This window comes from Candidatus Binatus sp. (assembly GCF_030646925.1).
Lineage (GTDB): Bacteria > Desulfobacterota > Binatia > Binatales > Binataceae > Binatus.
In genome coordinates, this window is record NZ_JAUSKL010000051.1 from 1 (window position 1) to 12,747 (window position 12,747).

Below are 12,747 nucleotides of genomic sequence, written 5' to 3' on the forward strand. Positions count from 1 at the left end.
TGCAGGCGGCTCTTCAAGTCGGTTATAAAATCTCTTGGCTTAACTAAGAGGGACTGACCGATACTGTTGGGCTGGAGAGTAGCAGAGGGAGATGGAATTCCCGGTGTAGTGGTGATATGCGTAGATATCGGGAGGAACACCAGTGGCGAAGGCGGTCTCCTAGGCTGTTCCTGACGCTGAGGCCTGAAAGCGTGGGGAGCAAACCGGATTAGATACCCGGGTAGTCCACGCCCTAAACGGTGAGCACTAGGTATGGGGGGTATCGACCCTCTCTGTGCCGCAGCTAACGCTTTAAGTGCTCCGCCTGGGGACTACGGTCGCAAGACTAACACTCAAAGGAATTGACGGGGGCCCGCACAAGCGGTGGAGCATGCTGTTCAATTCGACGCGACGCGAAGAACCTTACCTGGGCTAGACAACGGCGGACCGCCTGAGAAATCAGGCTTTCCCTTCGGGGACTGCCGGTTCAGGTGTTGCATGGCTGTCGTCAGCTCGTGTCGTGAGATGTTGGGTTAAGTCCCGCAACGAGCGCAACCCCTGCCCTTAGTTGCCACCAGGTAATGCTGAGCACTCTAGGGGGACTGCACGGGTCAACCGTGAGGAAGGCGGGGACGACGTCAAGTCATCATGGCCCTTATGTCCAGGGCTACAAGCGTGCTACAATGGGCTACACAAAGGGTTGCAAACTCGCGAGAGCCAGCTAATCCCAAAAAGTAGTCCTCAGTTCGGATCGGAGTCTGCAACTCGACTCCGTGAAGTTGGAATCGCTAGTAATCGCGGATCAGAACGCCGCGGTGAATACGTTCTCGGGCCTTGTACACACCGCCCGTCACGCCATGGAAGTCTGCTGTACCGGAAGTCGGTGCACCAACCCGCAAGGGAGGTAGCCGCCTATGGTATGGCCGGTGACTGGGGCGAAGTCGTAACAAGGTAGCCGTAGGGGAACCTGCGGCTGGATCACCTCCTTTCAACGAGTGATGCTGCTGCTCTTCGGAGTGGCGGCCATTCGAGGTCAATCGCCGGGTAACACCGGTCGGTTTCGACCGTGGCAGCAAGTCGCTTCCACCCCCGCTCGCACTACTATTCGGTTTTGAGAGGCCAGCCCTTTGGGGTTGTTCTTTGACAAGATTTCGGATCAATAATCGATACTGGATTTCGAGGCTGCGCATGGCCGGCCGACGCTCACAATTTCAGGGGGCCTATAGCTCAGCTGGCTAGAGCGTGCCCCTGATAAGGGCAAGGTCGGTAGTTCGACTCTACCTAGGCCCACCACTTAGCCACTTGATCAAAGGCGGTGCCGGCTCGAAAGGTTAACAGGGCTTGGGGGCGGTAGCTCAATTGGGAGAGCATCGGCTTTGCAAGCCGGGGGTTGCCGGTTCAATCCCGGTCCGCTCCACCAGTATCAGGATGACCGGACGCGAATGCGCGTCCGAGGCAATTTTTGGCTCCGCGCCGAGTCGCAAGATAGGGCGTGGATGCCGATCCGGTCTTTGACAACTGAATAGTAGGGTATCTTCAAGTGTAGTTAGTAGAGCCTTGTATGTGACTCGAGACCTTAAGTGGTCAAGCTACTAAGGGCACACGGTGGATGCCTTGGCGCAAGCAAGCGAAGAAGGACGTGGCTGGCTGCGAAAAGCTCCGGGGAGCCGCCTAGCAGGCTTTGATCCGGAGATGTCCGAATGGGGCAACCCGGCATCCTTAATCGGATGTCATCGCGCGCTGAATACATAGGCGCGCAGAAGCGAACGCAGGGAAGTGAAACATCTCAGTACCTGCAGGAAGAGAAAACAAATCAGAGATTCCCTCAGTAGCGGCGAGCGAACGGGGAACAGCCCAAACCTCACCTAGTGATAGGTGTGGGGTTGTGGGGCTGCTTCAGGGTTTACCCGGGAAGTTACAAAGGCGATTGATAGTCAAAGGCCCCTGGAAAGGGCAACCATAGAGGGTGATAGTCCCGTAGGCGAAATCGATTGCTCTTCCTGGAAGCAGTTCCCGAGTACCGCGGAACACGTGCAATTCCGTGGGAAGCTGGCAGGACCATCTGCCAAGGCTAAATATGAGCTTGCGACCGATAGCGTACCAGTACCGTGAGGGAAAGGCGAAAAGAACCCCGGTGAGGGGAGTGAAATAGAACCTGAAACCGTGTGCCTACAAGCAGTGGAAGCCAGGTGAGCCCGGAAGCAATTCCGGTCTCCGGGTGACCGCGTGCCTTTTGCTTAATGAGTCTGCGACTTACTAGGCGTGGCAAGGTTAAGCCGTAAAGAGGTGTAGCCGTAGCGAAAGCGAGTTCGAATAGAGCGTCAAGTCGCGTTTAGTAGACCCGAAGCGGGATGATCTACCCATGGTCAGGGTAAAGCGGCAGTAAAATGCCGTGGCGGCCCGAACCGGTGAAGATTGAAAACTTCTCGGATGAACTGTGGGTAGGGGTGAAAGGCTAATCAAATTCCGTGATAGCTGGTTCTCCTCGAAATATATTGAGGTATAGCCTCAGGTGATGGCTGGTGGAGGTAGAGCACTGGATGGGCTAGGGTCCCTACCAGGATACCAAACCTAACCAAACTCCGAATGCCACCAAGCTTAACCTGGGAGTCAGACTACGGGCGATAAGGTCCGTGGTCAAAAGGGAAACAGCCCAGACCGCCGGCTAAGGCCCCAAAGTCGATGCTAAGTGGGAAAGGATGTGGGAGCGCCCAGACAACCAGGAGGTTGGCTTAGAAGCAGCCATCCTTTAAAGAAAGCGTAACAGCTCACTGGTCAAGCGAACCTGCGCCGAAAATGTAACGGGGCTTAAGCATCGCGCCGAAGCCGCGGGCTTCGCCAGTTCGCTGGCGGAGCGGTAGAGGAGCATTCTGGTTGCCAATGAAGTACGACCGGCAAGGACGTATGGAGGTCCCAGAAGTGATTATGCAGACACGAGTAGCGATAAAGAGGGTTAGAAACCCTCTCGCCGTGAGTCCAAGGTTTCCTGGGTAAAGATAATCTTCTCAGGGTTAGTCGGTGCCTAAGCCGAGGCTGAAAAGCGTAGGCGATGGAAAGCAGGTTAATATTCCTGCACCAGCAGTTTGTCGTTTGAGTGATGGGGTGACGGAGGAGGGTAGGTTATCCGGGTGTTGGATGTCCCGGTTCAAGCCCGTAGGCGGAAGCGGTAGGTAAATCCGCTGCTTCATTAACGCCGAGAGGTGATGTCGAGCGATTCCGTCAGGTCTCGCGAAGTAACTGATCCCATGCTCCCGAGAAAAACCTCTAAACGAGACAAACTGGTGACCGTACCACAAACCGACTCAGGTGGACGGGTAGAGCATACCAAGGCGCTTGTGAGAACTGTGGTTAAGGAACTCAGCAAATTGACACCGTAACTTCGGAAGAAGGTGTGCCTGCTGATGTGATGGGCTTCGCGCCCAAGAGCATCGGCGGGTCGCAGAGAGCAGTGGGTAGCGACTGTTTAGCAAAAACACAGGACTATGCTAAGCCGCAAGGCGATGTATATGGTCTGACGCCTGCCCGGTGCCGGAAGGTTAAGGGGACCCGTTAGCCCGCAAGGGCGAGGCGGGGAACCGAAGCCCCGGTAAACGGCGGCCGTAACTATAACGGTCCTAAGGTAGCGAAATTCCTTGTCGGGTAAGTTCCGACCTGCACGAATGGCGTAACGATTTCCCAGCTGTCTCGACCACAGACACAGCGAAACTGCACTCTCGGTGAAGATACCGAGTACCCGCGGCAGGACGGAAAGACCCTGTGCACCTTTACTATAACTTTGCAGTGAATCTAGGGATTTCATGTGTAGGATAGGTGGGAGGCTATGAAGTGAGGGCGCTAGCTCTCATGGAGCCAACCTTGAAATACCACCCTTGTGATTCTTGGCTTCTAACCATCACTCTTACCGGGTGTGGGACACTGCATGGTGGGTAGTTTGACTGGGGCGGTCGCCTCCCAAAAGATAACGGAGGCGCGCGAAGGTTCTCTCAGGCTGAGTGGAAACCAGCCGTTGAGTGTAATGGCATAAGAGAGCTTAACTGCGAGAGCGACGGCTCGAGCAGGTGCGAAAGCAGGTCATAGTGATCCGGTGGTCCCGTATGGAAGGGCCATCGCTAATCGGACAAAAGGTACGCCGGGGATAACAGGCTTATCTCCCCCAATAGTTCACATAGACGGGGAGGTTTGGCACCTCGATGTCGGCTCGTCACATCCTGGGGGTGGAGTAGCTCCCAAGGGTTCGGCTGTTCGCCGATTAAAGTGGCACGCGAGCTGGGTTCAGAACGTCGTGAGACAGTTCGGTCCCTATCCGCCGTGGGCGAAGGATACTTGAGAGGAGCTGTCCTTAGTACGAGAGGACCGGGACGGACGTACCTCTGGTGTACCGGTTGTGGCGCCAGCCGCATCGCCGGGTAGCCATGTACGGACGGGATAACCGCTGAAAGCATATAAGCGGGAAGCCCACCTCAAGATTAGGTATCCCGATCGTAAGATCCTAAAGGCCCCTTCTAGACCAGGAGGTTGATAGGCCAGAGGTGGAAGCGCTGTAAGGCGTGGAGCTGACTGGTACTAATCGGCCGTGAGGCTTGACCACTAACTATCTGCTTGCTTGCAAGCCGGTAGTCGCCGGAACCTATCCGAGTTCCAATCGCTAATCGGATAGGACGGCAAAGGTCGAGTCACAAACAGGACTTGAAAGCGCATTTGAAGACCCTACATTCAGTTAGTCGGAGCTTGAGCACCGACGCCAGCGACCTAACACGTCGCGGCGCAGGTTCGACAGGTTTCCGGTCGCCATGGCGAAGGGGAAACACCCGTTCCCATCCCGAACACGGCAGTTAAGCCCTTCAGCGCCGATGGTACTGTGACCGTAGGCGTCACGGGAGAGTAGGACGCGGCCGGGGAATCACGAGGGCGGAATCGAAAGGTTCCGCCCTTTTTTATAGTCTACGATGCCCGCTTCACGATGACGCTCATCCGACCAGATTCACTTCACGATCACGCTTAGCGTGAAAATCTTCGCGGGCGGCTTGTCCGTTTCCCATGGACGCGAGTAGCCAAGCTCAAGCGCACCGGTTCCAGCGGATTTCGCAGTGAAGCGCGTGATTTCGTTCCACGTCGCACGGGGCATCGCGCTGCCAGTTTGTTCATAGGTCGGATCACCGGCCTGCTCGATGATGCTGCTATCGATTTTCGACACCTTCCAGGTGTAGCCGGTGCCCGAAGTAGCCTTGAGCGATACGGCGAGGTCGTCGCCGTGCGCGAGCACCACTCCGCCGCCGTTGTCCTGCTCGGTCACTGTGACGGTTCGAGCTAGTGCCGTGGACCCGACCATCAAAATCACGCCGAGCATCGCGAACAGTAGCACCGATGCTCGATGCGACTGAGGTTATGGTGCTTGGGACGCGCAAGATGGCCAGCGCGTAGCTAGTCCTTTTCGTAGTGCCTGATTTCGATCAGGTGCTTGTTCGGATCGAACAGATAGAGCGCCTTGCCCATCCCTTCGGCGCCGCCCTCCTCGCCCGGTCCACGCATGTTGTTCGCCGCGTGAAACGAGTCGCCGTACTCGAGGCCGGCCGCGCGGATTCGCTCGAATGCGCTCTCGAACTCGGACCGCGTCATCGAAAACGCGAGATGTTCGTTGCCTTTGGTTCCCCACGGCGCCAATTGCAGCACCAAGCTTGGCGTGACGCGAATCACCGAGAACGGTTCGCGCTCGCCGTCGTAGGTGAGTCCGATGATTCGCGTGTAAAAATCGATGCTCTTCTCGCGATCGTTGATCGCGAGTATCAGATGGTCGAGCTGCGGCGGCATAGCGCGATACCTCCTGTTGCCAGGATTTCTTGTACGCGCCGTTCACGATACGTGCAATCGAAGAGGTATCGGCGGTAGTGCTTCCAGTCCGGACGGCGCTCGCTCAAATCTCGCCGCGGACCCCCTGGGTAGCCGAGAGCACGCGCACTTTCACGTGATGCTCCGATTGCGCGAGCGATCCCCAGTGCATCGCGAAATTCTCGAGCTGTACGTCGGGCTGGAATCGCTCCGAGACGCCCATCACGACCTCGTCGGCGCCCAGCAGATACGCGATTCGCGCGATCGCGTGAATCTGATCGTTCGAGACCGCGACCAGTTGCGAAACCGCGCGCCCGTGGTCCTCGCAAGTTTTGACCACTCGGCTGAAGAGTTTCTGTTCGGTATCGGTGAAGAGCTGGACGCCGTCGCTCGAGGCGAGACCTTTTTCCATGCGCACGGTCAGCGCAATCAATTCCGCATGGTCCGGTTCAGATAGATAGCGATGCAGATGCGACAGATTGCCCGGGTCGCGAATCGCAATGATTTTCTTCACCTGTCCGTCGAAGCCGAGCAGCTTCGGATGCAGCCCCGACTCGTCGATAAATTCGAGGTTGAATTTCTCGGGCTCCTCGCCGTACGCGTGCTCGACGTGGCCGTTGACCTTCTGGGAAATTTCGAAAATTAGGAACGGCGCCGCGGTGAAGCCGATTCCTGCGACCGTCGCGACCTGCTTGGTCAGCAGATTGATCAACGCCGTGGCGAACAGGACGAGGAACGTCAGAATCAATCCGAGCGGAAAATCCTGGCCGCCGGGCCGGAACCATTTCAGATTCAGCGGCACCTGCCAGATGCGCGGCGCAGTCTGCCGATAGCGCAGTACCACGACCGACAAGGTCTTGAAGACGAAGCTCCAGATGACGCCGAAGGCATACGCCTCGCCGAGCAAGAACATATCGCCGCGCGACAGCACGATCGTTCCGATCTGCATTAGCGCGACCAGATTGACGATTCGATGATTGGTGCCGTAGCGCCGGTGCGGATGGCGAAACCAGTCGAGCAAGACGCCGTCTTCGGCGACGCGCGTCAGCACGCCGGTCGAACCGACGATCGAGGTATTCACCGCGCCGGCAAGGATGAGAAAGCCGACGAACACCACGAAAGCGCGGAGCGCGATCCGAATCCACAGTGGGCCGACGACGAACATCGCGAGGCCGCCGATCAGGTTGTCGCCGTACTTCGACATCCGCACGGCGTCGGGGACGATCATCACGGCGAAAAACGAAATCAGCGAGGTCAGCAACATGCTGTAGAGAAAAATGATCAGGCCGGTGCGCAGCAGATTTTTCAGCTTGGGCGCTTCGATTTCGCGATTGATTTGCGCGAGCGATTCCTCGCCCGACATCGCGAGAATCGAGTGCCCGAACGCGATCATGATGCCGAGCGCGCCGATCGTGCGCGCCGCCGGCAGATGCTTCAGCCAACCGAGCGATTCGCTGGTGAACTTCAACTCGAGCGGTGGCAGATGCGCGCCGCGTACATACAGCGTGATTCCGCACCAGACGATCATCATGACGGCCATCACCGTGGTGACCTGCATGATGCGCATCGCTTTGCCGCTCGACTCCTCGATCCCGAGGATGTTCTGCCACCAGAAATAAACCGTGACGCCGATCGCGAACACGGCCGCGCTTAGATTTTGCGGCAAGACCAAATGCACGCCGCCCAGCTTGAACAATTCGTTCATCAAGCCGGTGAGATACTGGCCCGCCGAGACGCCGCTGATCGGTCCGGTCAGGATGTAATCGAACATCAACGCGGAGACGGAGATCTTCGCGAGCGTGGAACCCATCGCTTCTTTCACGACGCGGTAAACTCCGCCGCGTGTGAACATCGAACACGATTCGACATACACGGCGCGCACCGCGTACGAGAAGAGCATCACGGCCAGGATGAAATATGGAGAGGAGCGGCCGACCGCGGTCTCGACGATGCCGCCGATGTAATACACGGTCGACGCGAGATCGCATAGCACGACCGCCGACGCGCGCCAGAACGAGATGAACGCGAGCATCCCGGTGGTGACGACGATGGTGCGGGTGTTTCTGCCGAACAGCGGCGGGGAATTTGTTTGTTCCGGTAGTGTGACTCTGGGCGAAGCTGCCAAGTTGAGGTACCCCGTGATGAAGAGACCGCATTCACCAACGGAGCAATTACCGGTCCGAAAAATCTTTCAGCATTGGCGCAGGATGCAGGGATTGCATCGCGCAACGGCCACGCGCAAATCGCATCCTGCATTTTGCACTGCCGCCGATAGCAGCCTCGCGTGTCGCGGGATATGACTTTGGCGATGGCAACTAAGCCGATTCGCAAAGCGATACGCGAACCGATGCGCACGTCGTCGCGGCCGCGCGCACGGGCGCTCGGTATTCCATTCGACGGCGAACCGGGGCCGCTCAACGCGATCACCGACGTCGCGGGCGTCGAGGTCGGCCACGCAACGATCATTCGCGGCAACGGCAAGCTGATCGTCGGACGCGGACCCGTGCGCACCGGAGTAACCGCGATTCTGCCCCGCGGAAAACGCAACTTCGCGCCGGCCTTCGCCGGATATTTTGCACTGAACGGCAACGGTGAGATGACTGGAACCGCATGGGTCGAAGAGTCGGGCTTGCTCACCACTCCAATCATGATCACCAACACCCATAGCGTCGGCGTGGTGCGCGACGCCGTCATCCAGTGGCAGGTGAAGCGCCGGCAAATGCCACAGCCGTGGTCGTTGCCGGTGGTGGCCGAGACCTGGGACGGACGCCTCAACGACACCGACGGATTCCACGTGAAGCCGCGTCATGCATGGGAGGCGCTCGATACGGCACGCACCGGGCGCGTCGCCGAAGGTTGCGTTGGCGGCGGCACCGGAATGATCGGCTACGGATGGAAGGGTGGAATCGGCACCGCGTCGCGGCGGCTCGAACGCAAAGCCGGCGGCTATACGCTCGGCGTGCTGGTCCAGTTGAATTGCGGGCGTGGGAAGGAACTAACGATTGCCGGGATACCGGTTGGCCGGAAGTTGCGAGCCGAGTCAGAAACCGCCGCGCAGCCCGACTTGGGATCGATCATAATCGTCGCGGCGACCGACGCACCGCTGCTGCCTCATCAACTGAAGCGAATCGCGCGGCGCCTCACGATGGGACTCGCGCGCACCGGCAGTGTCTCCGGCAACGGCTCGGGCGATTTGTTCCTCGCGTTTTCGACCGCGGCTGCCGGCGAATCGAGCGACGATGTTGCGAGCGTGAAGATGCTTGCAAACTCGCGAATGGATCCGCTGTTCACCGCCGCGGTGCAGGCGACGGAAGAAGCGATCGTCAATGCCCTGGTCGCGGCGGAAACGATGACTGGAATCAACGGCGAGCGCGTCGAGGCGATCCCGCACGATCGATTGATCGAGCTGATGCGTCGTTACGCGCGCCGATCAGAAAGTGCTTCCTGAAAAAAGAGAAAGGCGGCTATCGTAAGCCGCCTCGCGAAATCGTTTCTTCACCCAGAATCAGTGCTTGGTCTCGATCCGTCGTCCGTAGGTCACTTCGCCCTTGTCAACCCGCAGGCTGAAGCCACAATCCGGATTGGTGCAGACCCACGCCTTGAACATGACTGACGCACCTTCCTGACCGTAATCCGATAGGGGAATCAAGGTGCCATTATTGCACTTCTGGCACTTCGGCCACTCCATCACCCAGCGCCTCCTTGCAGCCGACCCAAACCGCGTCGTCCTGTGGAGAAATTATCCGACCCTCAAATCTAAAGCAACGAGCAAGGTCAGCAGTCGGGCTTGCGGAGTCGAGGTGATCGCCGGGGATCCGAGAGTCGGCGGACGGTTCGAGATTGTCCGCGCCCCGACGGCCCGCCTTGCGACCGCCTACTTCAGCGAGCGCACCGAGAAGCCGCGATCGTTGCTGCAGAGCAGCGAGCGCTTGCCTTCGAGCACGGTCTCGAGCACGACTTCGCGGCCCCACAGGCGCTGCAAGTAGGCGAGGCTCTTCTCCGCGTACTCGAGATGCAAGTCGCGGCCGTCGTGATAATGCTTCACGTAGAGCGTGCGATTCTGACCGAAGTCCGCGTCCTCGATCTTCAGCACCGGAATCGAGTTGGTGCCGACGTTCTTGATCAGCGTTTCCTTGACCTCGCGCCATCCCGCGTCGTCCGCGACCTTGCTGACGACCAGTTCCTCGCCGCGCGCTTCATACTCAAAGATATCCATCTCGCGCATCAAATCTTCGGTCAGGAAGCGCCGCAGGAACGACGAATCGCGCTCGACCTCGCGCACCTCGAACAGTTTTTCGAGTCCAGATTTAGCCGGCGGACCGTCGCGCTTGATCTCCTCGGCCGTAGGATTCGTGTAGCGCCGATAGATGTCTTCCCAGACCTTCAGCCCGAGATGGTACGGATTGATCTGCCCGGGAATCGGCCGCACCACCTGGTTGTGGCGCACGATGAATTCGAGATACAGCCCCTGCTCGAGGCCCAGCGATTCGAGAATCCGCTTGTGCCAGTAGCTCGCCCATCCCTCGTTCATGATCTTGGTTTCCATGAGCGAGATGAAGTACTTGGCTTCATGGGCCACGATCGTCAGCAGATCTTTTTCCCAGTCGGCGAGGAACGGATTGTGGTCGCGGATGAACAGCAGCAGGTCTTCATCGGGCTCGATTGGCACCTTGTGCAAATCGGGCTCTTCAACCACGCGGCGCGCATGAATTTTCTGGAACGGATCGGGATGGCCCTGGGTCGTCTGGATTGCGCGATCGATCTGTTCCTGCGGCGTCAGCTTCTTGATCGCGAAATTGCGGCGGCACTGCCAGTTCAGCGCGTGCGCCGCGTCGAGTACGCGCTCGACCTTCTCGATCCCGATCGATGGATCCTCGACGTAACGCCGCACGCGCATCGCGGCGGCCTTGTAATTTTCGATCGTCAGTTCGGCGCGCGTCGCCGACGTGAAGGTGAAATTGTTCCTGAAGAAATCGTTGTGGCCGTACACGTGCGCCATCGTGAGGATCTGCAGCAGCAGCGAGTTGTCGCGCATCAGGTACGCGATCGCCGGATTCGAGTTGATCACCATCTCGTACGGCAATCCGCTGACGCCGTGATCGTAAAGCGTCTTCAGCTTTTCGTACGATTTGCCGTAGGACCAGTGCGGATAATGCGACGGCATCCCGTTGTAGGCCATGTAGCCCAGCATCCCGGTGTGATCGCACAGTTCAAATTCCTGCGGGTAGTAGCTGAGTCCGAACTCGTCGATCTTCGCGCGGATCCGCTCGTCCCATCTGACCAGGTCGTCGAGGCTCCACGTGGTGTCGCGAGCATTGGCCCCCGCGCTGACGCTCGATGCGCTCATTCCTTTACCCGGTCCTTGGCCAGGAACGCCTTGAACGATGGCCAGATGTCTTCCTTGCGCTCGATCAGCACGGTGTGAAAATTCGGCGCCTGGATGCGGCGGAATACGTTCAGCATCGACGACTCGTAGTAGCGCGAACCGAGCGGCTTGATCTCGCCGTAGCCGAACAGATTGCAGATGCTCGCCAGCTCCTCGGCGGACTTCAGCGCCGCCGGATTGTCGGAATCGAAATTGTCGCCGTCCGAGCAGTGAAACGCGTACAAGTTCCACAACGACGGATGATAGCGCGCGGCGACGATCTCAAGCGCCTTGTTGTAGCCCGACGAAATAAACGTGCCGCCCGATTCGCCCTTGTGAAAAAACTCTTCCTCGGTGACCTCGGTCGCTTCCGTGTGATGCCCGATAAAAACGATCTCGACGTTGCGATAACGCGTCGAAATAAACTGGTAGAGCAGAAAGAAGAAGCTGCGCGCGAGATACTTCTTCATCGTGTCCATCGAGCCCGACGTATCCATGATGCAGATCACCGCGGCGTTCGACTCCTCCTTGGTGTCCACCTCGACATGCTTGTAGCGAAGATCGTCGGTGTGAAACGGGAAGCGGCGCTTGACGCGTTGCAGCGTTGCGATCGAACCGGGGGCGAACGATTCTTCCTCGGCGGCCAGCGATCCGTCGGACTCGGCGTCGTCGATCGTCAAGTCGGCGGCGGCTTCCAAATCCGAGTTTGGATCGTCCAGCGACGCATCCGCGGCTGCCTTCGTCGCAGCGATGGCCTCTGCCCGCGCGTCAGCATCGTGGCGTTTTTCGGAGGCCAGCATGCGCATCACGCGCCGCTTCGCGGTGCGGCGCTTGTCCAGGCGAATCCGGATGCCGACCTTGCGATAGCCTTTTCGCTGCGAGGAAAACTCGGACAGGATTTCGCGCAATGCTCGACGCTCGAGGTTGGGTAATTCGAGGTCCTCGAACATGATCTCGATCAATTCCTCGAGCGTGACGTCGGTCTCGTAGTAGTCGACGCCGGGACGATCGCCGGCTTGGTCGCCCTTGCCGGGTCCTTCCTTGCCGGTCTTGCCGACGACCTGGCCGGGGCGCGAATCGCCGTCGCCCTGCGATGCGCCGCCCGAGTTATCGCCGTAAACGAAGCGGTATTCCTTGATTCCGCGCAGCGGAACCTTGATTATGCGATCCTTGTCTTTGCCGATGATCGATTCTTCGGCGATGATGTCGGCGATATTCTCGCGGATCGACTCACGCACTTTCTGCCGATGCCGCAAGCGGTCGCCGGCCGAGCGATCCGAGCGCTCAGCGTCCGACACGCGGTATTCGCGAAAGATCGTATCGCCAGCCATAGTCACCTCAGCCCCGCGTCGCTGCCTTCACATTCGCAATAACAGCGCCGCAAGCGTCCGCGCTCACTGTTCTGATCTTAAGCCTGTGAGTTCTTTTTGTCATTCTGAGCGAAGCGAAGAATTCGGCTCTACTTTTTCGATTTATCATCTTTTCGCTTCGATCAGATCCACGATCCTTTGACCCGAGATTCTTCGCTCCGCAGACTCCGCTCTGAATGACAAAAGGACCGATTCCAGCATTTGCCA

General features: G+C 58.4%; 7 protein-coding genes, 2 tRNA genes and 3 rRNA genes. 6 read left to right on the forward strand and 6 right to left on the reverse strand.

Annotated features, from left to right (window positions below; all coding sequences use genetic code 11):
* From Q7S58_RS08150 to rrf, 5 genes are all read left to right on the forward strand, one after another.
* Nucleotides 1-968 (forward strand): 16S ribosomal RNA (locus tag Q7S58_RS08150); the annotation flags it as partial.
* A gap of 227 nt (nt 969-1,195) precedes the next feature.
* A tRNA-Ile gene (locus tag Q7S58_RS08155) sits at nt 1,196-1,272 on the forward strand.
* Between the two features lie 51 nt (nt 1,273-1,323).
* A tRNA-Ala gene (locus Q7S58_RS08160) sits at nt 1,324-1,399 on the forward strand.
* A 162-nt stretch (nt 1,400-1,561) separates the two neighbouring features.
* A 23S ribosomal RNA gene (locus Q7S58_RS08165) occupies nt 1,562-4,567 on the forward strand.
* Nucleotides 4,568-4,759: 192 nt separating this feature from the next.
* Nucleotides 4,760-4,877: ribosomal RNA gene (gene rrf / locus Q7S58_RS08170) — 5S ribosomal RNA — on the forward strand.
* An 83-nt stretch (nt 4,878-4,960) separates the two neighbouring features.
* Here the strand turns inward: rrf and Q7S58_RS08175 are convergent.
* The 3 genes from Q7S58_RS08175 to Q7S58_RS08185 all read right to left on the reverse strand — a co-directional run bounded on the left by Q7S58_RS08175 (nt 4,961) and on the right by Q7S58_RS08185 (nt 7,930).
* On the reverse strand, nt 4,961-5,341 hold the full coding sequence (locus Q7S58_RS08175; protein ID WP_304823266.1) for a protease inhibitor I42 family protein: 381 nt from the start codon (nt 5,339-5,341) through the stop codon (nt 4,961-4,963).
* Between the two features lie 59 nt (nt 5,342-5,400).
* Nucleotides 5,401-5,787 carry a VOC family protein gene (locus Q7S58_RS08180; RefSeq protein ID WP_304823268.1) on the reverse strand — a complete coding sequence of 129 codons (387 nt, stop codon included), beginning with the start codon at nt 5,785-5,787 and terminating at the stop codon, nt 5,401-5,403.
* 103 nt (nt 5,788-5,890) lie between these two features.
* Nucleotides 5,891-7,930 (reverse strand): APC family permease, encoded by a 2,040-nt coding sequence (locus tag Q7S58_RS08185; RefSeq protein ID WP_304823271.1) that lies wholly within the window; start codon nt 7,928-7,930, stop codon nt 5,891-5,893.
* A 183-nt stretch (nt 7,931-8,113) separates the two neighbouring features.
* On the opposite strand from Q7S58_RS08185, the gene Q7S58_RS08190 reads away from it, so the two are divergent.
* Nucleotides 8,114-9,253, forward strand: coding sequence for a P1 family peptidase (locus tag Q7S58_RS08190; protein WP_304823275.1), 1,140 nt, complete (start codon nt 8,114-8,116; stop codon nt 9,251-9,253).
* Between the two features lie 57 nt (nt 9,254-9,310).
* On the opposite strand, the gene Q7S58_RS08195 is transcribed toward Q7S58_RS08190, so the two are convergent.
* The 3 genes from Q7S58_RS08195 to Q7S58_RS08205 all read right to left on the reverse strand — a co-directional run bounded on the left by Q7S58_RS08195 (nt 9,311) and on the right by Q7S58_RS08205 (nt 12,501).
* On the reverse strand, nt 9,311-9,493 hold the full coding sequence (locus tag Q7S58_RS08195; RefSeq protein ID WP_304823277.1) for a hypothetical protein: 183 nt from the start codon (nt 9,491-9,493) through the stop codon (nt 9,311-9,313).
* 186 nt (nt 9,494-9,679) lie between these two features.
* Entirely contained in the window at nt 9,680-11,152 is a 1,473-nt protein-coding gene (locus Q7S58_RS08200) for a SpoVR family protein (RefSeq protein WP_304823280.1), read from the reverse strand.
* Nucleotides 11,149-12,501, reverse strand: a complete 1,353-nt coding sequence (locus tag Q7S58_RS08205; protein WP_304823283.1) for a DUF444 family protein — start codon at nt 12,499-12,501, stop codon at nt 11,149-11,151. Before Q7S58_RS08205 ends, Q7S58_RS08200 begins: the two co-directional genes overlap by 4 nt.
* Nucleotides 12,502-12,747 lie beyond the last annotated feature (246 nt).

Bases quoted from the DNA above. Each gene is read 5' to 3' on its own strand.
- Q7S58_RS08195 (WP_304823277.1), bottom strand. From the start codon at position 9,493: ATGGAGTGGCCGAAGTGCCAGAAGTGCAATAATGGCACCTTGATTCCC.
- Q7S58_RS08205 (WP_304823283.1), bottom strand. From the start codon at position 12,501: ATGGCTGGCGATACGATCTTTCGCGAATACCGCGTGTCGGACGCTGAG.
- Q7S58_RS08200 (WP_304823280.1), bottom strand. From the start codon at position 11,152: ATGAGCGCATCGAGCGTCAGCGCGGGGGCCAATGCTCGCGACACCACG.
- Q7S58_RS08180 (WP_304823268.1), bottom strand. From the start codon at position 5,787: ATGCCGCCGCAGCTCGACCATCTGATACTCGCGATCAACGATCGCGAG.
- Q7S58_RS08190 (WP_304823275.1), top strand. From the start codon at position 8,114: ATGGCAACTAAGCCGATTCGCAAAGCGATACGCGAACCGATGCGCACG.